At 63.1% G+C, this 24,029-nt stretch carries 26 protein-coding genes; 8 read left to right on the top strand and 18 right to left on the bottom strand.

The features are described from left to right. Window positions 1-13: 13 nt before the first annotated feature. The 12 genes from LB528_RS21955 to LB528_RS22010 form a co-directional block, all read right to left on the bottom strand. Complete coding sequence (locus tag LB528_RS21955; protein WP_224716290.1) at window positions 14-589, bottom strand: DUF3299 domain-containing protein; 576 nt, start codon at window positions 587-589, stop codon at window positions 14-16. A 50-nt stretch (window positions 590-639) separates the two neighbouring features. Next, window positions 640-1,218 (bottom strand): GNAT family N-acetyltransferase, encoded by a 579-nt coding sequence (locus LB528_RS21960; protein WP_224716291.1) that lies wholly within the window; start codon window positions 1,216-1,218, stop codon window positions 640-642. After that, window positions 1,178-1,882, bottom strand: coding sequence for a DNA alkylation repair protein (locus LB528_RS21965; protein ID WP_224716292.1), 705 nt, complete (start codon window positions 1,880-1,882; stop codon window positions 1,178-1,180). The genes LB528_RS21960 and LB528_RS21965 overlap by 41 nt, the downstream gene beginning before the upstream one ends. Before the next feature lie 6 nt (window positions 1,883-1,888). Next, entirely contained in the window at window positions 1,889-2,758 is an 870-nt protein-coding gene (locus tag LB528_RS21970) for an NAD(P)-dependent oxidoreductase (RefSeq protein ID WP_224716293.1), read from the bottom strand. Between the two features lie 113 nt (window positions 2,759-2,871). Next, a complete protein-coding gene (locus tag LB528_RS21975; RefSeq protein WP_224716294.1) occupies window positions 2,872-3,696 on the bottom strand; it encodes an ABC transporter permease in 825 nt (274 codons plus the stop codon). After that, window positions 3,693-4,409: an ABC transporter permease gene (locus LB528_RS21980; protein ID WP_224510106.1), complete on the bottom strand. Its 717-nt coding sequence runs from the start codon at window positions 4,407-4,409 to the stop codon at window positions 3,693-3,695. Before LB528_RS21980 ends, LB528_RS21975 begins: the two co-directional genes overlap by 4 nt. Window positions 4,410-4,487: 78 nt before the next feature. Then, window positions 4,488-5,273, bottom strand: coding sequence for an ABC transporter substrate-binding protein (locus tag LB528_RS21985; RefSeq protein ID WP_224716295.1), 786 nt, complete (start codon window positions 5,271-5,273; stop codon window positions 4,488-4,490). 152 nt (window positions 5,274-5,425) lie between these two features. After that, window positions 5,426-5,941, bottom strand: coding sequence for a molybdopterin-guanine dinucleotide biosynthesis protein B (mobB, locus tag LB528_RS21990; protein ID WP_224510100.1), 516 nt, complete (start codon window positions 5,939-5,941; stop codon window positions 5,426-5,428). Beyond that, on the bottom strand, window positions 5,938-6,570 hold the full coding sequence (gene mobA, locus LB528_RS21995; protein WP_224510097.1) for a molybdenum cofactor guanylyltransferase MobA: 633 nt from the start codon (window positions 6,568-6,570) through the stop codon (window positions 5,938-5,940). The genes mobB and mobA overlap by 4 nt, the downstream gene beginning before the upstream one ends. Window positions 6,571-6,574: 4 nt before the next feature. Continuing rightward, window positions 6,575-7,495: a DMT family transporter gene (locus LB528_RS22000; protein ID WP_224716296.1), complete on the bottom strand. Its 921-nt coding sequence runs from the start codon at window positions 7,493-7,495 to the stop codon at window positions 6,575-6,577. A 124-nt stretch (window positions 7,496-7,619) separates the two neighbouring features. Continuing rightward, the gene (locus LB528_RS22005) at window positions 7,620-7,976 is read right to left on the bottom strand and encodes a hypothetical protein (RefSeq protein ID WP_224510091.1); all 357 of its coding nucleotides are present in this window, start codon (window positions 7,974-7,976) and stop codon (window positions 7,620-7,622) included. A gap of 87 nt (window positions 7,977-8,063) precedes the next feature. Then, the gene (locus tag LB528_RS22010; protein WP_224510088.1) at window positions 8,064-8,240 is read right to left on the bottom strand and encodes a hypothetical protein; all 177 of its coding nucleotides are present in this window, start codon (window positions 8,238-8,240) and stop codon (window positions 8,064-8,066) included. 140 nt (window positions 8,241-8,380) lie between these two features. Here LB528_RS22010 and LB528_RS22015 point away from each other — a divergent pair, with 140 nt between their 5' ends. Then, a complete protein-coding gene (locus LB528_RS22015; protein ID WP_224510085.1) occupies window positions 8,381-8,590 on the top strand; it encodes a hypothetical protein in 210 nt (69 codons plus the stop codon). A gap of 35 nt (window positions 8,591-8,625) precedes the next feature. On the opposite strand, the gene moaA is transcribed toward LB528_RS22015, so the two are convergent. Continuing rightward, window positions 8,626-9,621 (bottom strand): GTP 3',8-cyclase MoaA, encoded by a 996-nt coding sequence (gene moaA, locus LB528_RS22020; protein ID WP_224510082.1) that lies wholly within the window; start codon window positions 9,619-9,621, stop codon window positions 8,626-8,628. A 260-nt stretch (window positions 9,622-9,881) separates the two neighbouring features. Here moaA and LB528_RS22025 point away from each other — a divergent pair, with 260 nt between their 5' ends. Further along, entirely contained in the window at window positions 9,882-10,235 is a 354-nt protein-coding gene (locus tag LB528_RS22025; protein WP_224716297.1) for a gamma-butyrobetaine hydroxylase-like domain-containing protein, read from the top strand. An 85-nt stretch (window positions 10,236-10,320) separates the two neighbouring features. Continuing rightward, complete coding sequence (locus LB528_RS22030; protein WP_224510080.1) at window positions 10,321-10,932, top strand: pyridoxamine 5'-phosphate oxidase family protein; 612 nt, start codon at window positions 10,321-10,323, stop codon at window positions 10,930-10,932. Between the two features lie 12 nt (window positions 10,933-10,944). On the opposite strand, the gene LB528_RS22035 is transcribed toward LB528_RS22030, so the two are convergent. Beyond that, window positions 10,945-11,397 carry a MarR family winged helix-turn-helix transcriptional regulator gene (locus LB528_RS22035; protein ID WP_224582445.1) on the bottom strand — a complete coding sequence of 151 codons (453 nt, stop codon included), beginning with the start codon at window positions 11,395-11,397 and terminating at the stop codon, window positions 10,945-10,947. 48 nt (window positions 11,398-11,445) lie between these two features. On the opposite strand from LB528_RS22035, the gene LB528_RS22040 reads away from it, so the two are divergent. Next, a complete protein-coding gene (locus LB528_RS22040; RefSeq protein ID WP_224716298.1) occupies window positions 11,446-12,354 on the top strand; it encodes an alpha/beta hydrolase in 909 nt (302 codons plus the stop codon). Between the two features lie 8 nt (window positions 12,355-12,362). Here LB528_RS22040 and LB528_RS22045 read toward each other — a convergent pair whose 3' ends face one another. After that, the gene (locus LB528_RS22045) at window positions 12,363-12,764 is read right to left on the bottom strand and encodes a rhodanese-like domain-containing protein (RefSeq protein ID WP_224510072.1); all 402 of its coding nucleotides are present in this window, start codon (window positions 12,762-12,764) and stop codon (window positions 12,363-12,365) included. 71 nt (window positions 12,765-12,835) lie between these two features. Further along, window positions 12,836-13,447, bottom strand: coding sequence for a TetR/AcrR family transcriptional regulator (locus LB528_RS22050; protein WP_224510492.1), 612 nt, complete (start codon window positions 13,445-13,447; stop codon window positions 12,836-12,838). 109 nt (window positions 13,448-13,556) lie between these two features. On the opposite strand from LB528_RS22050, the gene LB528_RS22055 reads away from it, so the two are divergent. Further along, window positions 13,557-14,303: a 3-oxoacyl-ACP reductase family protein gene (locus LB528_RS22055; RefSeq protein WP_224510068.1), complete on the top strand. Its 747-nt coding sequence runs from the start codon at window positions 13,557-13,559 to the stop codon at window positions 14,301-14,303. A 219-nt stretch (window positions 14,304-14,522) separates the two neighbouring features. After that, complete coding sequence (locus LB528_RS22060; RefSeq protein WP_224510065.1) at window positions 14,523-16,403, top strand: murein L,D-transpeptidase; 1,881 nt, start codon at window positions 14,523-14,525, stop codon at window positions 16,401-16,403. A 63-nt stretch (window positions 16,404-16,466) separates the two neighbouring features. On the opposite strand, the gene LB528_RS22065 is transcribed toward LB528_RS22060, so the two are convergent. Both LB528_RS22065 and LB528_RS22070 read right to left on the bottom strand, forming a co-directional pair. Next, a complete protein-coding gene (locus LB528_RS22065; RefSeq protein ID WP_411962237.1) occupies window positions 16,467-16,946 on the bottom strand; it encodes a hypothetical protein in 480 nt (159 codons plus the stop codon). A 246-nt stretch (window positions 16,947-17,192) separates the two neighbouring features. Then, window positions 17,193-17,450, bottom strand: a complete 258-nt coding sequence (locus LB528_RS22070; RefSeq protein ID WP_224510060.1) for a PepSY domain-containing protein — start codon at window positions 17,448-17,450, stop codon at window positions 17,193-17,195. Window positions 17,451-17,866: 416 nt separating this feature from the next. Here LB528_RS22070 and LB528_RS22075 point away from each other — a divergent pair, with 416 nt between their 5' ends. Together LB528_RS22075 and LB528_RS22080 are read left to right on the top strand one after the other, a co-directional pair. Beyond that, the gene (locus tag LB528_RS22075; protein WP_224716300.1) at window positions 17,867-19,648 is read left to right on the top strand and encodes an adenylate/guanylate cyclase domain-containing protein; all 1,782 of its coding nucleotides are present in this window, start codon (window positions 17,867-17,869) and stop codon (window positions 19,646-19,648) included. Between the two features lie 118 nt (window positions 19,649-19,766). Next, complete coding sequence (locus LB528_RS22080; protein WP_224716301.1) at window positions 19,767-23,993, top strand: cytochrome P450; 4,227 nt, start codon at window positions 19,767-19,769, stop codon at window positions 23,991-23,993. The last annotated feature ends 36 nt before the right edge of the window (window positions 23,994-24,029 follow it).

Here is a 24,029-nt window from a genome sequence, read left to right on the forward strand (position 1 = left end):
CCCCAGGCAGGCCTTAGTTTTTCTTCTTGTCGAGGAAATTCCACGGCGAGTTGACCGGCAGCGTCACGGTGTCCGGCATGCTGTCGACGCTCGCCACTTCGGCCTTGCGCACGGTGTAGCCGGACTGGACGATCGAGACGCCGTCGAGGATAAACAGCTGGCTTTTCTCCATGCCGGGCCTCAGCACGCCGGTGACCGCGACCGGCTCGTAAGCCTCTTTCATCTTGTAAGGATGCGCCGGCGTGACCAGCACGATCTGGTTGGGTGGCGGCGTCGGCATGTGGCTGCAGGCGCCGGTCCACGGCACCAGCAGGAATTGGTAGACAAGGTCACCCTCGCGATCGACCGGCAAAGCATAGCCGGCTAATTGTATCGTCTTGTCCTGCAGATTGAGCGACAAGGTCTCGCCATGGTCGGGCAGTTTTGCCGCGATCATCGGCAGGTTTGCGTCTTCGGCTATCGCCTGCGTCGGGGGGCGCAGATCCTTCCAGAGAATATGCGCCACGTCGGCCGCGGCATCGGCTGCAGTAGCTGCGAGGAGGAGCGCAGCCGCCAGCGCCGCCCATGACTTGAAACGCTCGCCCGTCATCGCTCTATCCTCCGTCAGTCCATTTGTAAAAGCGTCGTCACCGATCCGGCTCACCGATCCAGCCGCATCAGATGCCGGCGCGTACCGGCGGTCCCAGTCTCATGGAAGCCGCGCGCGGCGAACATCTCGCGAAATCCCATGAAACGGTAGCTTGGTGCTATCTCGTCGACGGGATAGGCCTCGATTATATGCGCGCCTTTGCTGAAGGCATGGTCGATCGCAGCGTCAAGCAGGGCGGAGGCCAGTCCGCCGCGGCGCAATGCCCTTGGGACATAGAAGCAGACGATCGACCAGATGCCGATTTCGGAGTCGTCCTGCTGTTTTGAAAGGCTGCGATAGGTCTCGCGTGGCGCGACCGAGCACCAGCCGACCGGTCTGCCGTCCAACTCTGCGACAATGCCGACCGGGGTGCCGGCATCAATGAGCGCCATCATCATGCGCTTCTTCTCGTCGTTCTCAATGTGCTCGCGGCTGGAATGGCGCCAGGCCATGCACCAGCAATATTTCGGCGCACCCGGCTGCTCGAACAGGTTCTCGAAGTCGGCGCGTGTCTCTGGCGTCACCTCGACGAACCGAATCCCGGAAAGGTCAGGTTTTTGCGGCAGCGAGCCTTGCGAGCTGTTTGGCATCCGTCAATTCCTTCACCGCATCCTTGCCGATCCAGCGCGCCGTCTTGTCGGACGATGCTGCCAATCTTTCCGCCAGCTCAAGGGCAGGGGCGTGCAGGCTCATCGACCGCTTGCCGATTTGCCGCAGCGCCCAATTGACCGCCTTGCGGACGAAATTGCGCGGATCGGCGGCATGTTTCTCGATCAGCGGCACATACGCAAGGAAGGTCGTGTCCGGCTCTTTCTTGAGATGCACCGCGCTCCAGGCCAGCATGGCAAAGGCGGCGCGCCGAACGAACTCGCGGTCGTCTTCGGCGAACTCGTCTATCAATTCACGCCAGAATGGCGTCTCGGCAAAGAGGTCCGCTGCCGTGTCGACGATCTCCCAGCTGTCGAAATCCGCGGCCCAGCGCCGGCATTGATCGATGTCGACCTTCTTAGGCTCGCCGGTGAAGGCCGCCATCAGCCGCGCTTCGCGGACACCGCTGTCCCACAGCAGAAGCGATCGCTCGTGGTTCTTCTTCAGCTTGCGCGCCAATGGCCGCAATTGCGAATTGCCGATGCCGAGCGCGCTGGCGGTGTCGATGCCGAAGCGCGCCATGCCCGCCCGGTTCGCCTCGGTGCCGATCGCGCGCAAATGCGCAACGATGTCGTCGGCGCTCCAGCTCGGATCGGGCAGAGGCATAGTCGCCTATTTTTCCAGTCGCGCAAGCAGCGAGGACGTATCCCAGCGCTTGCCGCCCATGTCCTGCACGTCCTTGTAGAACTGGTCGACAAGCGCCGTCACCGGCAGCTTGGCGCCATTGCGGTTGGCCTCCGCCAGGCAGATGCCGAGATCCTTGCGCATCCAGTCGACCGCGAAGCCGAAATCGTATTTGCCGGCATTCATCGTCTTGTGGCGGTTCTCCATCTGCCAGGAGCCCGCAGCACCCTTGGAGATCACCTCAATGACCTTCTCGATGTTGAGGCCAGCCTTCTTGCCGAAATGGATGCCCTCGGCCAGACCCTGGACGAGGCCCGCGATGCAGATTTGGTTGATCATCTTTGTGAGCTGGCCGGCGCCGGCCGACCCCATCAGGCCGACCATGCGGGCGTAGGCGTCGATGACGGGCTTCGCCTTGTCGAAGGCGGTCTTTGAGCCGCCGACCATGACTGTCAGCACGCCGTTCTCGGCGCCGGCCTGGCCACCGGACACCGGCGCATCGAGGAAGGAGAAGCCGGCCTTGCGCGCGGCTTCGTCAAGCTCGCGCGCAACCTCGGCCGAGGCGGTGGTGCTGTCGATGAAGATGGCGCCTTTCTTCATTGCAGCGAAGGCGCCGTTCGCACCGGTCGTGACCGAGCGCAGATCATCGTCGTTGCCGACGCAGGAGAAGACGAATTCCTTGCCTTCGGCTGCCTCGGCCGGCGTCAACGCCAGTTTGCCGCCATGCTCGGCCACCCACTGCTCGGCCTTTGCCTTGGTGCGGTTGTAGACGGTGACGTCATGGCCGCCCTTGTTCTTGAGGTGCCCGGCCATCGGATAGCCCATGACGCCAAGACCGAGAAATGCAACCGATGCCATAAGCCTGCCTTCCAACAAAACACAGTTTCCAGTGGCGGAAGGTCTAGGCCATGCGAAAAATTCGTCAAGGCACGCAGCGCTGCATCGACTGGTGCAGGCGACCGAGCGGCAATCTATCGATGCAGATGGACGGTGATGCGGCGCTCGATCCACTCGACGCCATGGCGCAGGATTTCGACCATCACCAGATAGACGATCGCCACCCAGATATAGGCTTGGATGTCGAAGGATTTCGCATAGGCGAGCTTGGCGTTGCCCATCAGGTCGTAGACCGTGATGATGGCGACGATCGCCGAGGCCTTGATCATCAGGATGAGCTCATTGCCGTAAGGCCGGAGCGCGACGATGATCGCCTGCGGCAAGACCACTTTGCGCAGCGTCTGCAATTTGTGAAGGCCAAGCGAAGCGGCACCTTCCCATTGGCCGCGTGGCACGCTTTCGATGGCGCCGCGCAGGATTTCCGCCTGGTAGGCGGCGGTGTTGAGCGAGAAGGCAAAGACGCCGCAATAGAAGGCCTCGCGGAAGAACCACCACAGTCCGACCGTCTCAAGCTCAGGGCGGAACGAGCCGATGCCGTAATAGACCAGATAGGTCTGCACCAGCAGCGGCGTGCCGCGGAAGAAGTAGACATAGCAATAGGCGAGCCCGGACAGGAACGGGTTCTTCGACATGCGGCCATAGGCGACCGGAAGCGACAGGATGGCGCCAAGGACCATCGAAATGCTCACCAGCGACAGGGTGGTTCCCAAGCCCTGGAGATAGGCGGGAGCATATCGGGCGAAGAATTCGGCGTTCCAGGCATAGACAAGGTAGGCGACGATGCCGAGGCCGAAAAGCATCCAGATGCCGACCAGCGTATAGCCGAGGATGCGGACCCGCGGCCAGCCGCGCGCTTGCGGCGGCGGCTTGTCGATGGCGATAGCCTGGCTGACGCTCATCGCGCTTCCCTCCGTCCGAGATAGCGCAGGATATAGCTCGTGGCGATTGACGACAGGACGGCCAGCGCCAGGAAGATCAGCGCCGCGACGCTGTAGAAGAGGAAGGAATGCTTGGTGACGCGCGCCGCCACGCCGGACTGGCGCAGGGTCTCCGCGAGATTGACGACCGACACCAGCGAGGTGTCCTTGAGCAGGCTCAGCCAACAATTTTCGAGGCCCGGAAAAGCGATACGTATCAGCTGCGGCAGGATCACCAGCCGCATCGTCTGCCATGTCGACAGGCCAATGGCGTAGCCACCCTCATATTGGCCTTTCGGAATGGCGCGGAACGCGGAGAGGAAGACCTCGCTGGCATAAGAGGAAAAGATCAGCGCCAGCACGATCATGCCGGCGACGAAGCTGTTGACGTCGATCGTCGCGTCCGGATTGAACAGCCGCACGACATATTGCAACAGAAGCGGCATGCCGAAGAAGAACAGGAACAGCGTCACCAGTTCCGGCAGGCCGCGAAAGACCGTGGTGTAGATGTTGCCGGCCAGGCGCAGCGACGGCTCTTCATGCTGCTTGGCGAAGGCGACGAAAAAGCCGATCACCAGGCCGATCGGCAGTGTGGCGAGCGCCAGTGCAATGGTGACCAGCACGCCAGAGGCAATGTCGTCACTCCAGCCATCCGGTCCCCAGCTGAGAAGTGTCCAAATGCTTTGGGCCGGCATTGACGGGTCGTGTCTCCGTGGCGATCCCGGAAGGATTTAAGGGCGGTGAGGGATGCCTCGCCGCCCTTGGCTTATCGATCAGGATTCGGCGCCGTAGACGTCGAACTTGAAGTACTTGTCGTTGATTTCCTTGTACTTTCCGTTCTTGCGGATGGCGTCGATCGCGTTGTTCAGCTTGTTGACCAGATCGGTCTCGCCCTTGCGCACGGCGATGCCGGCGCCCGGTCCGAAAATTTCGACCGGCTGCGGCGACGGCTGGCCGAGGATCTTGCAGCAGGCGCCGTCCGGCGAATCCAACCACTGCTGCAGCACGACGATGTCGTCCTCGATCGCATCGAGACGACCATTGGCGAGGTCAGCCTGTTCCTCGGGGCTGCTCGGATAGCCCTTGATGGTGCTGTCCGTGTAGGTCTTCGAAGCATAGTTGTAGTGCGTGGTGGTGGTGGCGACGCCGATGGTCTTGCCGGCGAGATCTTCCTTAGTCACACCCTTGACCGGCGAATCCTTCGGCACGGCGATGGCAGACGGGGTGTTGTAGTATTTGTGGGTGAAGTCGACCTTTTCCTGTCGTTCGGGCGTGATCGACATCGAGGCGACGATGGCGTCGAATTTGCCGGCCTGAAGCGCCGGGATGATGCCGTCCCAATCCTGCGCGACGAAGGTGCATTTCACTTTCATCTCGTCGCAGAGCGCCTTGGCGATATCGATGTCGAAGCCGACCAGCTGGCCGTCGGAGGTCAGGTTGTTGAAGGGCGGGTACGCGCCTTCGGTGCCGATCCTCAGGGTCTTTTCCTGAGCCTGGGCGACGCCAAGTGTCAGCAGCGCGGCCGAAGCGGCAAGCGCGATACGCAGTGCAATACGCATGATAATCCTCTCATATTGTCATGGCCGCTGTCCCGGGCGGCTCTTGTGGGCGGTCGTTTCCTGACCGCCCGCTGGGGCGGATACTCCCACTCTTTCCAAGAAAAAAGCAACTGCAAATCAACGGCAAACGACAGTCAGGACGTGCCGCTGCGTTACTTGGTTCGAGCAACGAGACCTGTGCTGCGCTCGACAAAGTCGGCTATCGATTTGGTGTCGTTGAGGTCGAAAACCGGCAGGTCCTCGCCTTCGACTGCAAAGTCGGCGGCGACCGCGACGATGTTGGGATCGTTGGCCGAAAGTGGCGTTCGGTCCTTGGCTTCGAGCCGCCTTGCCTCGATTTTCTTGTGCGCTTCGCGCTTGTAGCCTTCGACCAGCACGATGTCCGTGGGCGATAGCCGCGCCAGGATATCGTCCAGCGTCGGCTCGTCCTCGGCCCGCAATTCGTGCATCAGCGCCCAGCGCCGACCGGAGACGATCGCGACCTCCGTCGCGCCCGCCTGCCGATGGCGGAAACTGTCGGTGCCCGGCTTGTCGATGTCGAAGTCATGGTGGGCGTGCTTCACCGTCGACACTGTCCAGCCACGCGCCACCAGTTCGGTGACCAGCTTTTCCGTCAGGGTCGTCTTGCCGGAGTTCTTCCAGCCGGTGATGCCGAATACGCGTCTCATGGCCTGAGCCTTTGCAACAGACGCTCCGCCGCCGCAAGATCGTCCGGTGTGTTGACGTTGAAGAACGGATCGATCGTTTTGTCGTCGGCCTCGATCATGGGGAACTCGACCTCGACATAGCCCTGGCGCTCCATGAAGGCGGAAACCCGCCGGTTATCCTCATCGACCAGGAAATGGCGCAGGGCGTCGCGCAGGCCGAGCGGCCAGAGCGCGAAGGTCGGGTGCCATCTGCCGTCCGAACTGGCGACGGCGATTGCGCCTGGGCGGTCGCGGGTTGCGGCTGCGAGGCGCTCGACGAGGTTTTCGGGGAAGAACGGCGTATCGCCGGCGGCGCTTATCAGCCACCGGCAGCCCGTTTGCCTCGTCGCCCATTCGAGGCCGGTGAGAATGCCCGCCAGCGGCCCGGCATGGCCCGGCACCGTATCTTCGAGCACCGGCAGGTCCATGGCGGCAAACCGCGCCGGATCGCCGTTCGCGTTGAGCCCCAGGGTCGCGACCTGCGGCTTCAATCGCGCGGCAACATGATCGATCAGCTTGGCTTTGCCCAGCGAAAGCAACGGCTTGTCGCCGCCGCCCATTCGGCGCGACTGGCCCCCCGCCAGAACGATCCCTGCGACATTTCGGTCCATCGGCCTATATGCGGTCCGGCGCCATGTCGGGTCCAGCGCTTTCGGCAGCAGGTTGCTGCTTGCCGACGACGCGCTCGCGGTAGAGCGCATAGAGGCCCGAGCCGATGATGGTGGCGGCGCCAACGATCATGGGCAGGTCGGGGACGTCGCCGAAAATGACGAGGCCGAGCAGGATCGACCAGAGCAGGGCCGTGTAGCGGAAAGGCGCGATGAAGGAGATGTCGCCCGAGCGCATCGCCATGATGATGAACTGATAGCCGATAAGCACCAGCACCGCCGCGAGCGCCAGAAGCGTGGTCGCCCGGCCGCTCATCGGCGTCCAGCCGCCCATTGGCGACAAAAGCAGCGCGCCCAGAACGGTCATGGCAAGCGCGGTCGCCGTCGACACCAGCATGGTCGGGATCGCCTCTGGGATGCGCTTGGTGGCGAGGTCGCGCACCGCGCAGCAGGCGACGCTGGCCAATGCCAGCAGCGAATAGACGCTGAACCCTTCGAAGCCCGGCCGCACGATGATCATCACGCCGGCGAAGCCGACGGCAATAGCAAGCCAGCGCCGCCAGCCGACGCCTTCGCCGAAGAACAGCGCCGCGCCCATGGTCACCGCCAGCGGCAGCGCCTGCAGCACGGCCGAGACGTTGGCGATCGGCAAATGCGCAAGCGCGATCAGGAACGATACCGTGGCGCCTGCTTCGCCGGCCACGCGCGTCGCCACCATCGGCTGCAGCATGGCGGCCGGATTGGCAAGCGCGCCGCGCCGCCAGGCGAGCAGGCCGACGAACAGGGACGCGAAGGCGCCGCGCACCAGCATGACCTGCGCCATGTTCATCGATTCGGACGAGAATTTGGTGATCGCATCGTTCAAGGTGAAGCCGACCATGGCCACGACCATGAACAGCGCGCCGCGCAGATTTGGCGAGAGGGGCAAAGGCGTTTCCGGATTTAGTTCTAGATCAGCGTCTAGCAGGCAGCCGGAAAACAGCAACGGCAAAGAAATGGGCCACCAATTTCTGCGTGGCCCACGAGATCGATTTTGCCGAGGCTGCGGAGACTTACTTCGGCGTCAGCACTTCGGTGCCGTTGCCGTTCTGGCCGGCGATGGTCCACAGTCCGTGCAGGGAGCCGTCCTTCTCGATCTTGTAGACGACGAGACCGATTTCCTTGCCCATCGCGTAGCCGGCGGAAAACGCATTGTCGTTACGCATGCAGATGCCGTCCGAGGTCGAGCCGCCGGTTTCCCAGTGGATCGTACAGGTCGTGTCGCTGGTCAGCGTGATGGTTGCCTCGCCGCCATACTTCGAGCCGTCGAAATTGGTGCCGGCGACGGTGTAGGTGCCGCCGATCGACTGAGCCGCGGCCGGCACAGGGGCAATCCCAAGCACTGCAAGTGAAAACATGATTGTGCGCATGTGCACTCCCCCTAGAGCGAAAATCGCGCTCGAAGGCTAGGCTGGAAAAGGCTGGCGGTAAATCGGGCGGAAGGCTGTGTGGATGGTTTATTTCCGGTGTGGCCCGGACGCCTCGTGCAGGCTTGCAGCGATGGCGCCGACCAGCGGGTCGTATTTCGCCTTGAGTGCTGCTGGATACTCGATGGAGACGGTGTGGATGACGTCCTCTTTTCCGAACACGGACCGCTGATAGAAGATCTTGTCGCCCTTCGTGCCCGACAGCACCGCCCAGTTCTTGCCGGTCTTGCCGTAGGTGACTTTTTCTTTGGCTCGGGGCTAGCTTTTTCGTTCTTGACGAGGCTCTCGGGGGTATCGTCGAGTGCATTGTAGCTACCATAACACGCAACGCTGGCGCCATCGGCGCTATGCCATTCCAGACCATCGCCGTTTTCCGGCTCGGGCATGCGCTTGGTGAAAATCTGGTCCGGGAACGTGCACACGGTGCCGAACCGCGCGTTGATGTAGGTGAACGGCTTGGCCAGCGCCGTCATCGTCAAATTCGTCGACAAGAACAGAAGCGCGGAAAACAAGCCGAGGCGACGAAGATTCTGCATGATCCCCCCTCTGGTCAATGACCAAAGGTAGATCCTGCACCAAATCGTAGAAAAAATCAGCCGCCGGTGACGCTCATATGCCGCGACACCGAAGGGCGGCTGGTGCGGCGGTCGATGATGAAGTCATGGCCCTTGGGCTTGCGGCCGATGGCCTCGTCGATCGCCACGCTGAGCAACTCGTTGCCTTCGGAGGTGCGCAGGGGCGCCCGGAGGTCGGCGGCGTCCTCCTGCCCAAGGCACATATAGAGCGTGCCGGTGCAGGTCAGCCGCACGCGGTTGCAGCTTTCGCAGAAATTATGCGTCATCGGCGTGATGAAGCCGAGCCGGCCGCCGGTCTCGGCGACATGGACATAGCGGGCAGGGCCGCCGGTCTTGTAAGGAATGTCGGCGAGGGTGAACTGGCGCTCCAGCGCGGCGCGCAGCAACGACAGCGGCAGATACTGGTCGGTGCGGTCGGCCTCGATCTCGCCCATCGGCATCGTCTCGATGAGGGTGAGGTCCATGCCGCGGCCATGCGCCCAGCGCATCAGCTCGGGGATTTCGGCATCGTTGAAGTCGCGCAGCGCAACCGCATTGAGCTTGATCTTGAGCCCTGCCTTCTGCGCGGCGTCGATGCCTTCCATCACCTTGGCGAGATTGCCCCAGCGCGTGATCTGATGGAATTTCTCGGCATTAAGCGTATCGAGCGAGACGTTGATGCGCTTGACGCCGCAATCGGCGAGTTCGGCCGCGAAGCGCGACAGCTGCGAGCCGTTGGTGGTCAGCGTCAGCTCTTCCAGGGCGCCGCTTTCGAGATGCCGCGACAGCTGGTGCACCAGATGCATGATGTTCTTGCGCACCAGCGGCTCGCCGCCGGTCAGCCTGAGCTTCTTCACGCCTTTCTCGATGAAAACGGTGCAGAGCCGGTCAAGCTCCTCGAGCGACAGCAGATCCTTCTTCGGCAGGAAGGTCATGTCCTCGGCCATGCAATAGGTGCAGCGGAAATCGCAGCGGTCGGTGACCGACACGCGCAGATAGCTGATTGTGCGACCGAAGGGGTCGATCATGTCCATTGCAAGCGTTTCCCGTGGCCTAGCGGCGTCGTTATATACAGCTATGTGATACGATCCAATGCCGCATTCAAGATAGAAGGTCTTGATCTTTGGTAACATTCCCCGGCCGACATCGCGTGTCGGCTGGCTAAAAGTCTCTGTCTGATGCATGTCGTTTGTCCCCGAACCGCTGCACACTTCTGGGCGACATGCATTGGCACCGGTCTTTCCGGATCGCGCGAAGCGGCGTAGGGAAGGGCGCAACCCAGACAGGACCAGCCATGACCGCGCCAAAGGAACTCAGGGTCTCGAAGGACCGCAAGCTGCTGACCGTGACCTTTCCGGGACATCAGCCTTTCGAACTGCCGGCGGAGTTCCTGCGCGTGGCCTCGCCGTCGGCGGAAGTGCAGGGCCATTCGCCGGAGCAGCGGGTGACAGTTCCGGGCAAGCGCAATGTTGCGATCCTCAAGATCGAGCCGGTCGGCAATTATGCGGTGCGCATCACCTTCGACGATTTCCACGACACCGGCATCTTCACCTGGAATTATCTGCATACGCTCGGCCGCGAAAAGGACGAGCGCTGGAACGCCTATCTCGCCGAGCTGGCCGAGAAGGGGCTGAGCCGGGATCGCTAGCCTGGCGCGTGGCAATCCAATGTCGGCTGTCGTCAAGGCGTCACGGACTTGGGGTAGCGCCGGCAAAAGGTCAGGAGGCGAAAAGATGTCGCGCATCACATCCGTCGAGCAGTTCGAGGCCCTCTACGGGCTGCCGGGCGAGGCTTCGGTCGTCAAGGAACTCGACCATGTGATTCCCGAATATGCCGCCTTCATCGAGGCCTCGCCTTTCGTGGCGCTGGCGACCAGCGGGCCGGAGGGGCTCGACTGCTCGCCGCGCGGCGATCTCGCCGGCTTCGTGCGCATCGTCGATGACAAGACGCTGATGATGCCCGACAGGCGCGGCAACAACCGCGCCGATTCGCTGAAAAACATCATTCGCGATCCGCGCGTCGGGCTGTTCTTCCTGGTTCCGGGATCGGGCACCACGCTGCGCGTCAACGGCCGCGCACATATGACAACCGATGCCGAGCTTTGCGCGTCGTTCACGGTCGACGGCAGGCCAGCCCGCTCGGCCACCATCATCGATGTCGATACGGTCTATTTCCAGTGCGCCCGCGCCATTGTGCGCTCCGAGCTCTGGAACCCGGCCAGGCATGTCGACCCGAAGTCGCTGCCGACGCCCGGCCAGATCCTCGAGGTCACCAGCCGCAAGAACATCGACGGCGAGGCCTATGATAGGGAGTGGCCGGAACGGGCGAAGAAGAAGATGTGGTGATTGGAAGCCGGCTCAGGCTTCCTTGAGGACATCGGCGATCTTGCGCATCTGCTCGCCGATCATATCGCACTGTTCCGGCGTCGACTGGCTCATCGCCTTCTCGATCAGCGCCATGTGAACCTTCAGCGCCTTCATCAGCAGCGCCTCGCCCGCCTCGGTTAGGTTCAAGCGCAGCACGCGCTTGTCCTTCTCGTCGCCTTCGCGGCGCAGCAGGCCGCGGATTTCCAGCTGCGGCAACAGCATGGTGATGTTGGAGCGGCCGACCAAGAGCTTGCGGGCAAGGTCGTGCTGCGACATGCCGGGGTGGCGGTAGAGGTTCATCAGCACGTCGAGCTGCGCCGGCTTGAGGTCGAGCGGGGCGAGCTTCACCGCCAGGGTGCGCTCCAGCACATGGCAGGCGCGCGCCACCGCAACCCAGTTGCGAAAGCGAGGATTGTCCCAGGGCAGCTCTTGCTTAATGTTCATGTTTGAACTATTATGTTCATGCTTGAACGAATGGAATGGACTGCCAATATGGCATCATTTGGAATGAAGGTCATCCGGAGCGTTTTTGGCGCGGCCGAGCATGTTGCGCCGGGTCTTAGCGGCCGCGCCGCGTTCGAATTGTTTTGCCGCACACCGAGCGTCAAGGCCTTGAGCGACGGCGAACGCCGCGCCGTCGAGCGTGCCTCAGCCTTCATGGCCGAGGCGCGCCATCACAGGCTTAAGACCAGGACGGATTGCGTCGCCGTGCATGAATTCCGGCCGGAGCCGGGCAGGGAGTCGCGCGGCACGGTGCTCGTCATCCATGGCTGGCGCTCGCGCACCGAATATATGCGCGCCTTGATCGAAGCATTTCGTGGAGCCGGCTACAAGGTCGTGTCGCTCGACCTGCCCGGACATGGCCATTCGCTCGGCCGTCATCTCAACATGGTGAATGCCGTGGACGCTGCGCGGGTTGCCGGCGAATGGTTCGGCCCCTTTGCCGCTGTCGTCGGCCACTCCTTCGGCGGCGCGATTGCCGCCAACGCCGTCGCGGCGTCGATCAAGGGCATGCCGCCGCTTCCGGCGCAAAAGCTGGTGCTAATTGCCGCGCCGAGCTCCTTGCCTGCGATCTTCGACGATTTCAGCCGCATGATGAATGTCGGGCCGCTCTCGCGCGTCGCCATGGCAGACCGGGTGAAGCATCTGTCTGGGCGGCCGCTCAGCGAATTCACCGGCGATCGCCAACTGGCCGCAGCGTCGGTGCCGACGCTGGTCATCCACGCGCCGGATGATCGCGAGGTCCATGCCGACCATGCCAAGCGTTATGCGGGCGCCGGCGAACATGTCCACCTGCACTGGGCCGGCGGGCTCGGCCACCGCCGTATCCTCGCCGACAGGGATGTCGTCGCGCGCGCGGTCGGCTTCGTGACTGGGCAGCGGGAAGCCACCCTGCACTAATCGACCTATCAGTCCGCCTTCTTTTTCTGCCCCGGCTCTACGGGCAGGCCGGCCGCCTTCCAGGCGGTGTAGCCGCCGAGGATATGCTTGACCGGCGTCAGGCCCATGTCCTGCGCCGTCTTGGTGGCAAGCGCCGAGCGCCAGCCGCCGGCGCAGAAGAAGATGAAGGTCTTTCCGCTTGCGAAGAACGGCTTGTGATACGGGCTTTCGGGATCGATCCAGAATTCCAGCATGCCGCGCGTCACATGCTTGGCGCCGGGGATCTTGCCGTCGCGCTCGACCTCGCGCGGGTCGCGCAGATCAACGAAGATCGTCTCGTCATCCTCCAGCAGCCCCGCTGCCTCCTCCGGCGACACGACCTCGATCTCGGCATTCGCCTCGTCGAGAAGCTGGCGATAACCTTTCTTCACGGCAAATCCTCCCGGCCACGCTCGCTGCGACCGCCGAAATTTCGATCACAAAGCCTTGCGTTTGTCACTGGTCAGGCGTCGGCGCCGGCCATCGTCGTCCACGCCGCCATAGCGCCGGCAACGGTCGCCATAAGGGCGGCATGGGTTGCGCCGTCGCGCGCCTGGATGGACATGCCATGCTGTACAGTCGCGAAGAAGGTGGCCGCGGCTTGGCAGTCGAAGTCGGCAGGCAACTCGCCTTCAGCCACTGCCCGTCCCAGACGCCTTTCAAGCGCCGTCTGATTTTCGGCGCGGCGACGGCGCAGATCCTGGCAGATCAGCCCTTGCGTGGAATCCTGATGCAAGGCTCCGAGCGCGATGAGGCAACCCTGCGGCCGGTCGGTCTGTGCGTAGGCCCGGGCGGTCTGGGTCAAGAAGCCTTCGATCGCGAGCCGCGCGGTCGGAGCTTCTTCCAGCGTCGACCAGATGTCGGTGCCTTCGCTGCGCGTGTAGAGGTCCGTCGCCTCAAGAAAGAGCGCTTCCTTGCTGCCGAAAGCGGCATAGAGGCTGGGCGAATTGATGCCCATGGCCGCGGTCAGGTCGCTGAGCGACGCGCCCTCATAGCCCTTCGCCCAGAAAACCTCCATCGCCCGGCGCAATGCAGACGCTCGATCAAAGCTTCGCGGGCGGCCCCTTTCCGGCATGGTGTCCTTCTGTTGGGTTTTCTGTGTTGATCGATACATAATCCACTTGACGGCATCCGGCAAGCTTGGCAGGTATTTATGTATCGATCGTTACATAAAGGAGAGTCCGATGTCTTCCAACCAGTTGCGCGGCAAGGCCGCATTCGTCACCGGCGGCAGCCGCGGTATCGGCGCGGCAATCGCGAAAAGACTGGCGCGTGACGGCGCGAACGTTGCCTTGACCTATGTGAATGGCGAGGCGCAGGCGCGCATCGTGGTCAATGAAATCGAGGCGGCCGGTGGGCGCGCCATCGCCATCAAGGCCGATGGCCGCGACGCCCAGGCGATCGAGAGCGCCGTCGATGAGGCGATGGATGCGTTTGGGCGACTTGACATCCTGGTCAACAGTGCCGGCATCTGGCGCGCCGCGCCGATCGACACCTTGTCGCTCGCCGATTTCGACGAGAGCATAGGGGTCAATCTCAGAGCGCCTTTCATCGCCTCCAAGGCCGCCGCGCGGCATATGGCGGATGGCGGCAGGATCATCTCGATCGGCAGCAATCTGGCCGAGCGCGTGACCTATCCTGGGCTCAGCGCCTATTCGACCAGCAAGGCGGCGCTGATCGGACTGACGAAGGCCCTGGCGCGCGATCTCGGTCCGCGCGGCATCACCGCCAACATTGTTCATCCGGGGTCCACCGACACCGACATGAATCCCGCCAACGGGCCACATGCGGAGCACCAGCGTCGGAAGATGGCGACGCCGCGCTTCGGCGAGGCCGAGGAGATCGCGGGAATGGTGGCCTGGTTGGCAGGCCCTGAAGGACGCTTCGTCACGGGGGCATCGTTGACCATAGATGGCGGCGCCAACGCCTGATTGTTTTCGACACCTTTGCGAGCGCGTGGGGCCCGGCGCAATCGCCGCTTTGGGTCTCACGGTGATGTGAAACCGTTCTGCAACACGGCTCCGAAAATTTATGGAAGCTTAACCAAATCAGTATGAATCGGTATGGTCACGTCATACATCCGCCTTGCGGAGGGCGGGACCGTCCAGCGGCGTGGAACGGGAACCGGTTTCAACCGGTGCGGGTGAAGCATGAAAATCCTCGGGAACAAAAAAGCCATCCTGCCGATCGCGATGGCGGCGACGCTGGCCCTTGGGCAGCAGTCGGCAAGCGCGCAAGGGCTGTTCGACATGCTGTTCGGCGGCGGCATCCGGCACAACCCGCAAGGCGAGTTTCCGCCGCCGCCGAAACCGCGCAAGGTGCGGCCGGCCGGAGAGGATGGTGGCGGCGTCAGGATCAGCAGCCCGACCTACAACACCTACAGGGCCGACAAGCTTGTGCGGGTCGATTTCAAATCGCTGCTGCCGGCGCCGCAGCCGACGACTGCGCAAGACGCCGCCTTTGTCCCGTCGGTGACGAGCAACAGCTTCCGTGATGCCGTCGCAGGCTTGAGCGATTACGAATTATTCGCCGAGCCGGATATCGCCAAGGCCCTGATCGCCTATTATTCGGCCAATCCGGATTTCATCTGGGTGAGCGACAATGCCCCCAACAGCCGGGCGCAGGATGCGGTGCGCGTCCTGGGCGAGGCGGCGAGTTACGGCCTGACGCCGGCCGACTACTCCGTCGATATCCCAGCAGCCGCCAGTTCCGCCGCCACACCGGAAGAACGGACCAAGGAACTGGTCCGCTTCGAGATGGCGCTTTCGGCGCGCGTGCTGCGCTATGCGCATGATGCCCAGAGCGGCCGCGTCGACCCTAACCGGATGACCGGCTACTACGATTTCCCGGCCAAGCCCTTCGATCTGGAAGGCGCGTTGAAGACGCTGGCGCATACTCAGGAGGTCCGCACCTATCTTGAATCGCGGCATCCGCAGAATGCCGAGTACCAGGCGCTGCGCGTCGAGCTGGAGGCGCTCGAGGCCAGCGAGGAAAACGAGATCGTCGTCGATCCCAAATTGCTGCTCAAGCCGGGCGAGAGCAGCCCGGAACTGCCCAAGTTGCTGACGCTGATCGCCCGCAATCTTGATGATGAGATGGGCGGCAACTACGGCGAAGTGCTCTCCAGGCTGGGCAAGAGCGAGGTCTACGAACCCGAGCTGGTGCCGGTGATCAAGGCCGTGCAGCAGCGCGCTGGCATGAAGGGCGACGGCGTCATCGGCCCGCGCACCGTGGCTTCGCTGGCTGGCGCGTCGAAGGCTGACAAGATCGAGAAGGTCAAGGTGGCGCTCGAGGAACTGCGCTGGATGCCGTCGGATCTCGGCAGCCCGCGCGTCTTCATCAACCAGCCGGCCTTCACCGCCAGCTATATCGACAATGGCGAGGAGAAGCTGAAGACCCGCGCGGTCATCGGTCGGGTCACCAACCAGACCGCGTTCTTCTACAACCAGATCAAGCAGGTCGACTTCCATCCTTACTGGGGCGTGCCGCAGTCGATTATCGTTAACGAGATGCTGCCAAGGCTGCGCGGCGATCCGGGCTATCTCGACCGTGCCGGCTATGAGGTGACGGATTCGCGCGGCAAGCGCATCCCGTCGGCGGCGGTCGATTGGGGTGCCTATGGCGCCAACATTCCGTTCAGCGTGCGGCAGCAGCCGAGCGAGGCCAATGCCTTGGGTGAATTGAAGATTCTCTTCCCCAACAAGCATGCCATCTACATGCACGACACGCCGCAGAAGTCGTTCTTCGCGCGCGACATGCGCGCGCTCAGCCATGGCTGTGTGCGGCTGCAGGATCCGCGCGGCATGGCCGCCGCCGTGCTGGGCACCACGATCGACGACATCGCCGAGAAACTGAAGCATGGCCATTCGACCGAGAATGTCACGCGCGTCATTCCGGTCTATGTCGCCTATTTCACCGCTTGGCCGGACATGTCCGGCAAGGTCGAGTATTTCGACGACGTCTACGGCCGCGATTCCAAGCTGATGCAGGCGTTGGACGCGACTGAAGCGGTGCGCACGCCGTCAAGCTGAGCGCTTTTTACTCTCAAGCAATTACGGACGAAGGCTACGGCGAAGCCGCCGAGCCTGACCGCTTCACACTTTTCCTGGAATTGCTTTGATCAACGGCCGGCGGAAGCCGGCGTCGCGCCCGGCGATCAACCAGTAGAGCAGGCCGGCCACCAGGCCGGCGCCGGCGATGATGCCGATGTCGGCCCAGCGCGCCGGATCATCGGCGGCGCCGGGCCAGATCAGCATGAAACCGGCAGCCGCGGCGGCGGCGCCGAAGAACATGTGCAGCCAAGAGCTTCGCAGCGAGAAGAACTCGGCCATCTTTGCAAAGACCAGCGTCTGCATCGCCGTCAGGATGATCGTCAGGAAATAGACGAACATGCCAAGCGGCGGCACCACCAGCACGGCGACCGGCGTGAATTCCATAAGCCCGAAATAAGCTGGCGCGTTGGGCAGCGAGCTCAATAGCGCGTAGATCACCACTACGGCGATCAACCCGACAAGCACGGCGACCAGATAGCCGACAAGCACCATCAGGATGCGCTTCAGGACGTAGCTGATCATCGCCATGCACCCGTGCCCGCAATCATGGCGGAAGTCAGCCACCGAAGAAGGGGCAGCCTGTCACGCCGGAGCGCGGCACCGGAGCGTTCAGGCGCTGGATCAGGATGACGTTTTGTTGCATCGCCATCCTGATCGAAAACCGATTCCCACTTGTCGGGATCACGCTCTAACCCACAGATGCCGGGGATCGGGCAGGGGTCCATTTGCCCTAGCAGGCCTGGCTGAACGGCCGCGGGCGGGCGTGGCCTATCTGGGTTCGCCGCTGACAGGATCGTAGGTGATTTGGACCTTGGCCTTGTCCGTCGTGTAGTAGGTGATGGTGTAGCCGTCGCTGTCCCATTCCACCTCCTTCACATAGCGGAAGTCGCTGCGGTGCTCGACCTTGGCGACGATCTCCGAGAGTTTCTTGGCATTTTGCGGCGGCAGTGGCCGGTCGTCCGCCGCAAAGGCCGATCCGCCGGCAAGGCAGACCGCGATACCGGTTGCCAAAACAACAGTGCGCATGAGAGCCCTCAAATCTCGGTTGGCAGGTGCGGTCAGAAACCCGCACCTGGGCAGGTTGGTTCCGCTAGGTAAGAATTACGCTTCCCGAGGCGTTTGTCTCGATACGGCCAATCCATATCCACCGGTAATCAATTCAGCGCCTCGGGGCGAGAAAGATCGTTTGATTTCAAAAGGTAGAGGCGTGATCCGGATGTGTCGCCCGATGTAACAAATGACTAACCATGCGCCGTATGGGGAGTTCGTCATATTAGCTCTTCGTAGTAGAGCTTTCGGCAAGACCCTGATAGAATTCTGATCACAACAGGGTGGCAACAGCGCGCCGGACCTGCCGGTGAATATCCATCGGCAGACGGCGACGCGTTTCTTTTGAGCGCAGGTCGCCTGTTCTGGACTGGAAGCGGGACTGGGGGCGGATCATGGCTGAACGGAATTACACCCGTCAGCTTGCGACAATCATTTCGATCGACGCCGTAGGATTCTCTCGGCTGATGGGCATCGACGACGAGCTCGCCGTCGCCGCCTTCGAGGAGAGGCGCGACATCATTGCCGACAGTTGCGGCGCCTTCGGCGGGCGCACGTTCGGCGATGCCGGCGACAGCATCATGGCCGAATTCGGCAACCCGATCGAAGCCTTGCGGGCGGCCTTCGATTTCCAGGACCGGATCGTGGCGCTGAATGCCGCGGTCGACGAGCACATGCGCATGCCGTTTCGGGCCGGGATCAACACCGGCGACGTCATCGCCCGGGAAGGCCGTCTCTACGGTGACGACGTGAATATCGCAGCCCGGCTGCAGGAATTCGCACCGCATGACGGCGTCGCCATCTCGGCGACGACGTGGCATCACGTGAAGGACAAGACGTCGGCCGTCTTCACCGACCTCGGCGAATTCAGCCTCAAGAACATCGCCCTGCCGGTGCGGGTCCTGATCGCCGGCCGCGGGGGCAACGGCCCCGCGGCGACGGCTTCCTTCGCTTCCATCCCTGCCACGCCCGGCCATTTCAGGCCGATCGCCAAAGGCCCCCCTGCGATCGCGGTGCTGCCGTTCCAGGGCAATGGAAGCGAACCCGATGTCGGCTATATGGCCGACGGCATCGCCGAGGACATCATATACGGCCTTTCCAACACGCGCTGGCTTTCGGTAATCGCCAAGGGGTCCAGCTTCCAGTTTCGCGACGACAGCCTGGGCACAAGGCTCATCGGCAATGCGCTCGGCGCCCGCTACATCGTCAGCGGCACGCTGGCGCGCTCCGACAGGCAGATCCGCCTCAATACGTCGCTCACCGACACCTCGAACGGACGCCTTGTCTGGTCGCAGCGCTTCGACCGCGATCTCGTCGACATCTTCAGCCTGCGTGACCAGATCGGCAGTGAGATCGTTTCCATCCTCGACAAGGAGGTCGACCGCGCCGAGCAGGCGCGCACGTTCCAGGTGCCGTGGGAAAGCCTCGAAACCTGGCAACTGGTCAGGCGCGGCTGCTGGCACATGAACAGGCGGACACGTCGCGATACCGAAATCGCGCTCGACTTCTTCGACAAGGCCTATCAGGAAGATCCGAATTCAAGCGCCGTGCTCAACGAGCTCGCATGGTGGTATTTCTGGCGGGCATGGCTGCGTTTCGGCGACAGCGACGATTTGGAGAAAGTCGAGACGCTTGCGCGCAAGGCGCTTCTGATGGACAGCCTCGATGCGCGTCCGCATGCCTATCTCGGCGCAGCCGACATCATGCGCGGCCTGCCGGCATTGGCGGCCGAGCATCTTGCCGAAGCGATCCACATCAATCCGAGCTTTGCCTTCGCCCGCTCGGCCATGGGCAGCGCGCACCTTTTGCTTGGCGATGCGACCAGCGCGATCCCCTTCTTCCTCGACACTGACCGATTGAGCCCGTTCGACCTTTATCGCTTCCACAATCTGGGGGAACTGGCCGCGGCCTATTGCTTCGTCGAGGACTGGCCGGCTGCGATCGCCACCGCCGAGCGCTCGCTCAACCTGTCGCCAGGCTACTTCTACGCCAGGTTCCTGAAGATAGGCGCGCTGATGAGAAGCGGCCGGCGCGACGAGGCGGCGCGCGAGCTTGCGATTTTCATGACTAGGCATCCCGATTTTTCCGAGCAGAGGATACGCTGGATACCGTTCGTCGACCCGGCCAAGAACAATTTCCTGATCGGCAATTTCGATCTGGCCAAGTCTGCCGCATAATCGCTTAGGCCGACAACAAATGACTGTGAACGGGTTCACATACGCCGGACCGATGCAAACCTAGGCCAGAACAATGCCGGCATCGCATTGACGTGGATAGCCGGGGGGCTTGAACGCGATGATCACTTTAAAATACTTCGCCGCCGTCCGCGCCGCTCAGAAGAGCCAGCGTCCAGTCGTCGAGATGCCGCCTTTCGACATCAACCGCCTGCGTTCCAAGAGCGGCATTGCTTCCCGCATCGCCGGCTTTCTTCTTAGCGATCCGCGCTGGCTGCTGTCGCTGCTGCGCCGTTTCTGGCCCAATCTCGGCTTCGGCAATTTCCTGCTCGTCACCAAGGGCGCGGATGTGCGCGACATATTGGAGCGGGGCGATGAGTTCGAGACGCCCTATGGGCCGGAAATGGTCGAACTCGCCCGGGGCTCGAATTTCATTCTCGGCATGCAGGACGGCGCCGCATACCGGCAGATGAAATCGGCGGTGCTGAGCGCTTTCCCGCCAGCGGAAGTCGAAGCCATCGTCCGGCCGATCGCCGAGCGCCATTCGCGCGATATCATGACTCGCGCCAGCCCCGGTTTCGATGCCATCGCCGGGTTGATGAAGATCGTGCCGGTGCGCATCTGCCGCGATTATTTCGGCCTCGAGATCGACGACGAAACCGAATTCGCCGACTGGTCGATCGCGCTCAGCGCATTGTTCTTCTCCGACCCGACAGCAAACCCCAGCACGCGCCAGCTTGCTGTGGTCGGCGGCGATCGCCTGATCAAGGTCACAGACCGCTCGATCGCAGCGATCAGGGAAAGACCGGGCAAGGACGACCGGCCGCTGGCCCGCCTCGTCGCGCTGATGGATCAGGGGCGCCTGTCGCTGCCCGACATCCATTCCATCATGCTCGGCATGGTCGCCGGCTTTGTGCCGACCAACGTGCTTGCCGGCAGCAACTGCCTGGATGTGATCCTGTCGCGCAGCGATGCGCGGCAAGCCATCGATCAGGCCATCGCTGCCGGCGATACCGGCAAGCTCGACCGGGCCGTCCTGGAGGCCATGCGCTTCAAGCCGATCTGGATCGGGCCATGGCGCTACACGAGGCGTGACGCGGTCATCGGCAAAGGCACGCGCCGCGAGCGCCTGGTGAAGGCCGGAACGGTGGTGATGCCGGCGACGCTTTCAGCCATGTTCGATCCGGACATTGTGCAGCGGCCGAACGAATTCGATACGTCGCGCCCGCATCGCGACTACATGGTGTTCGGCTACGGCATCCATCTGTGCATCGGCGCCGAGATCGCCCGCATCCAGATCGGCGAATGCGTCCGCGCCCTGTTCAGCAAACCGAAGCTCGCCCGCGCGCGGGGCAGGGCCGGCAAGATGGTCAGTGTCGGCGCCTATCCGGCAAGCCTCAAGGTCGATTTCGAGCGCTCGCCGCTTTGCCGCACCGCCGATCAATCGATGGTGACGGTTGTCTGCCCGATCACTCGACTGCTGCCGCTCGATGCGGTGCGCGACAAGGTTGCGGATCTCGGCAATCCGGCGATCGGCGAACTCAGCGCCGCGCTGGACAAGGTCGGCACCATTCATTTCACCAGCCTGGCCGTCGCTCCCACCGGCAAGGACGAGAAAACCGGGACAGAGACCGGCGCGCTGGTGTTCGAAATCTCCGGCGACGGCAGCACCGATGACGTCATTGCCGCCATTGCGCAATCGATCGGGCATCGGCTGCGCCCGATCTTCAGGGATGTCTACGGCCTGCCGGACGGCGGCTCGCTGGAGGACTTCCTGAAGAAGAACCATATCGAGATATCGCCCTCCTTCGGTAGCGCCGCCGGGCTGGTTTTCTCCGGCACGCCGGGACATTCCGTGCGGCGGATCCTGGCCGAGGCCAAGCTCGCCGACAGCGTGCGCGAGATCGTCGAGAAGCCGCGCGTAGGCCCCGGCAATGCGATGGACGTGCTGGCCGAGGCGCGCCGGCATGTGCGCTGCCTCGGGCAATTCAGCTGGGCGTTCGAGCCCGCAGAAAGCCTGCTGGAAAGGCCGCCGGGCCACTGGTCGCGCGTGCTGACAACGACGCTTTTGACACCGGCGATGTTCGCCACCGTCGCGCTCGTCGTTCTCGCTTTTTGGCGCATGACCTATGTGCTCGTGTTCGGCAATCCGCATGGCGTCACCTTCGCCAATGTCGCGATCGCCGGCGCTGCGCTTCTGCTTTCGGTGCTCGGCCTGCTGGCCATCCTCGTCCTTTTCGTCGGCCTTTGCTTCCTGGCGCTGCGGCGGCTCGAGGACAAGGACCGGCCGGCGAACACGCCTGTCGATGTGAGCGCGCTCGAAAATATCCTCGCCAAGGAGGACCACGCCGCGCAGAACAATTTGACGGCGATCTCGACGATGAAGCCGGGGATCTTGCGGCGGCTGGCGCTGCGGCTCTCCTTCTATCTCATCTCGATATCGGCGCAGAAAGTGTTCCGTCCGGGCTTCCTCGCCACCATCAACACCATTCATTTCGCTCGCTGGGTGCTGCTGCCCGGCACCGACAGGCTGGTGTTCTTCTCCAACTACGGCGGCAGCTGGGAAAGCTATCTCGAGGATTTCATCGCCAAGGCCGCGGCCGGCCTGACCGGCGTGTGGAGCAACACCGAAGGCTATCCGCGCACGCGCTGGCTGTTCCTGGACGGCGCGCGCGACGGCGATCGTTTCAAGCGCTGGGCGCGGCGCCAGCAGGTGCCGACGCTGTTTTGGTATAGCGCCTATCCGCATCTCAACACCACGCGCATCCGCATCAACTCCAGGATCAGGCGCGGCATAGCCTCGGCCACCGGCAACGAGGCGCGCGACTGGCTGAGCCTGTTCGGTTCGCTCCCGCGGCCGCAAGCGCGGCCGGCAGACGCGACCAGCCTGGCTGGACCCGCGTCCGCGCCGCTCGAAGAACTGGAATCCGGGGAAATCCAGTCGATCTTCTTCGGGCCGTTCGGCGCACTCGGCCATGCGCATATGCTTGCGATCGAGGTGCCGGACGGTTTGCCGGCAGCGAAGCGCAAGGCGTGGCTCGACTTCGTGACCGAAAAAGCCAGCTTCGGCGACGGCGTGCCGGCCGGCCGCGCCATGACGGTGGCGTTCGGCCCCAACGGCCTGCGCCGGTTGGGGCTCGAGGGCGGCGTCGACGATGAGCCGCTGGACACGTTCCCCGTGGCTTTTCGCCAAGGCATGGGAACGCCCGAGCGCAGCCGCATCCTCAACGATATAGGCCCCGACGCTCCCGACAAATGGCAGTGGGGCTCGCCCAAAAATCCTGTCGACCTCGTCATAGTCTGCTACGCCGAGACGCCGGCCACGTTGAAGGCCGAGATCGCGGCCATGAAGCGACAGACGACGGGCGCTGGCATGTCCTTGGCCGCCGAACTGCCGCTGATGGTTCGGCGCGACGGCAAGCGGGCCGTCGAGCATTTCGGCTTCGTCGACGGCATCTCGCAACCGATCGTTCGGGGCACGTCGCGCGCCGCCAAGGGAGCCGCGCCGATGCATTTGCTGGCACCGGGCGAGTTCCTGTTCGGCTACCGCGACGAGCACGGCTTCTACCCGGCTTCGCCGTCGGTGGACGCGGCGCTGGACCGAACCGGCATCCTGTCGCAGGTGCGGTGCAACCGTCAGATACCGGGGCAGCCGCCTCCGCCGCGCGATTTCGGCCGCAACGGCACCTTCCTCGTCCTGCGCCAATTCGAGCAGCATGTCGAACGGTTCGACGATTATTGCAGGAAGGCCGCGACGCAGGCAGCATACGAGACAGGCGACGCCGCCATCACACCCCATTGGGTGGCGGCAAAGATGCTCGGTCGCTGGCAGGACGGAAGCTCTCTGGTGCGCAATCCGAACGGACGCCCGGGCCGCGGCGTCGACAATGATTTCGCGCTCGGCGCAGAGGATCCGCAGGGGCATGCCTGTCCGCTCGGCTCCCACATACGCCGGTCCAACCCGCGCGATTCGCTCGGCGAGGACCGCGAGACGCAGATCAGGATCGGCAAGCGCCACCGCATCCTGCGCGTCGGCCGCACCTATGAGAAGAAGGGCAGAGGCGGAAAGACCGAGAAGGGCCTCCTGTTCATGTGCCTCAATGCCGATATCGAGCGTCAGTACGAATTCATCCAGCAAACCTGGGTCTCGTCGAACTCGTTCCAGGGTCTTGTCGGCGAGACCGATCCGACGATCGGCGCGCGGGGCGGCGGCGGCCGGTTCTCGATTCCATCCTGGGAAAAGGTCACGGTGCTCAAGGATGTGCCGCAGTTCGTCACCACGAAAGGCGGCGGCTATTTCTTCATGCCGAGCCGGTCGGCGCTGCGCTATCTTATCTCGCGACTCTGACCGGGTGCGCTGAAAGCAGTTCGTTGTTTCTCGAAA

Source organism: Mesorhizobium sp. CA4 (assembly GCF_020165075.1).
Classification (GTDB): domain Bacteria; phylum Pseudomonadota; class Alphaproteobacteria; order Rhizobiales; family Rhizobiaceae; genus Mesorhizobium.

Excerpts from the sequence above, each read along its gene's own strand:
- LB528_RS21985 (WP_224716295.1), bottom strand. The coding sequence starts at position 5,273 with ATGCGTATTGCACTGCGTATCGCGCTTGCCGCTTCGGCCGCGCTGCTG.
- LB528_RS21975 (WP_224716294.1), bottom strand. The coding sequence starts at position 3,696 with ATGAGCGTCAGCCAGGCTATCGCCATCGACAAGCCGCCGCCGCAAGCG.
- mobB (WP_224510100.1), bottom strand. The coding sequence starts at position 5,941 with ATGAGACGCGTATTCGGCATCACCGGCTGGAAGAACTCCGGCAAGACG.
- LB528_RS22060 (WP_224510065.1), top strand. The coding sequence starts at position 14,523 with ATGAAAATCCTCGGGAACAAAAAAGCCATCCTGCCGATCGCGATGGCG.
- mobA (WP_224510097.1), bottom strand. The coding sequence starts at position 6,570 with ATGGACCGAAATGTCGCAGGGATCGTTCTGGCGGGGGGCCAGTCGCGC.
- LB528_RS21965 (WP_224716292.1), bottom strand. The coding sequence starts at position 1,882 with ATGCCTCTGCCCGATCCGAGCTGGAGCGCCGACGACATCGTTGCGCAT.
- LB528_RS21960 (WP_224716291.1), bottom strand. The coding sequence starts at position 1,218 with ATGCCAAACAGCTCGCAAGGCTCGCTGCCGCAAAAACCTGACCTTTCC.
- LB528_RS22065 (WP_411962237.1), bottom strand. The coding sequence starts at position 16,946 with ATGATCAGCTACGTCCTGAAGCGCATCCTGATGGTGCTTGTCGGCTAT.
- LB528_RS22015 (WP_224510085.1), top strand. The coding sequence starts at position 8,381 with ATGCCATTCCAGACCATCGCCGTTTTCCGGCTCGGGCATGCGCTTGGT.
- LB528_RS22040 (WP_224716298.1), top strand. The coding sequence starts at position 11,446 with ATGGCATCATTTGGAATGAAGGTCATCCGGAGCGTTTTTGGCGCGGCC.
- LB528_RS22030 (WP_224510080.1), top strand. The coding sequence starts at position 10,321 with ATGTCGCGCATCACATCCGTCGAGCAGTTCGAGGCCCTCTACGGGCTG.
- LB528_RS21955 (WP_224716290.1), bottom strand. The coding sequence starts at position 589 with ATGACGGGCGAGCGTTTCAAGTCATGGGCGGCGCTGGCGGCTGCGCTC.
- LB528_RS21970 (WP_224716293.1), bottom strand. The coding sequence starts at position 2,758 with ATGGCATCGGTTGCATTTCTCGGTCTTGGCGTCATGGGCTATCCGATG.
- LB528_RS21980 (WP_224510106.1), bottom strand. The coding sequence starts at position 4,409 with ATGCCGGCCCAAAGCATTTGGACACTTCTCAGCTGGGGACCGGATGGC.
- LB528_RS22055 (WP_224510068.1), top strand. The coding sequence starts at position 13,557 with ATGTCTTCCAACCAGTTGCGCGGCAAGGCCGCATTCGTCACCGGCGGC.
- LB528_RS22070 (WP_224510060.1), bottom strand. The coding sequence starts at position 17,450 with ATGCGCACTGTTGTTTTGGCAACCGGTATCGCGGTCTGCCTTGCCGGC.
- LB528_RS22050 (WP_224510492.1), bottom strand. The coding sequence starts at position 13,447 with ATGCCGGAAAGGGGCCGCCCGCGAAGCTTTGATCGAGCGTCTGCATTG.
- LB528_RS22025 (WP_224716297.1), top strand. The coding sequence starts at position 9,882 with ATGACCGCGCCAAAGGAACTCAGGGTCTCGAAGGACCGCAAGCTGCTG.
- LB528_RS22080 (WP_224716301.1), top strand. The coding sequence starts at position 19,767 with ATGATCACTTTAAAATACTTCGCCGCCGTCCGCGCCGCTCAGAAGAGC.
- moaA (WP_224510082.1), bottom strand. The coding sequence starts at position 9,621 with ATGGACATGATCGACCCCTTCGGTCGCACAATCAGCTATCTGCGCGTG.
- LB528_RS22005 (WP_224510091.1), bottom strand. The coding sequence starts at position 7,976 with ATGCGCACAATCATGTTTTCACTTGCAGTGCTTGGGATTGCCCCTGTG.
- LB528_RS22035 (WP_224582445.1), bottom strand. The coding sequence starts at position 11,397 with ATGAACATTAAGCAAGAGCTGCCCTGGGACAATCCTCGCTTTCGCAAC.
- LB528_RS22075 (WP_224716300.1), top strand. The coding sequence starts at position 17,867 with ATGGCTGAACGGAATTACACCCGTCAGCTTGCGACAATCATTTCGATC.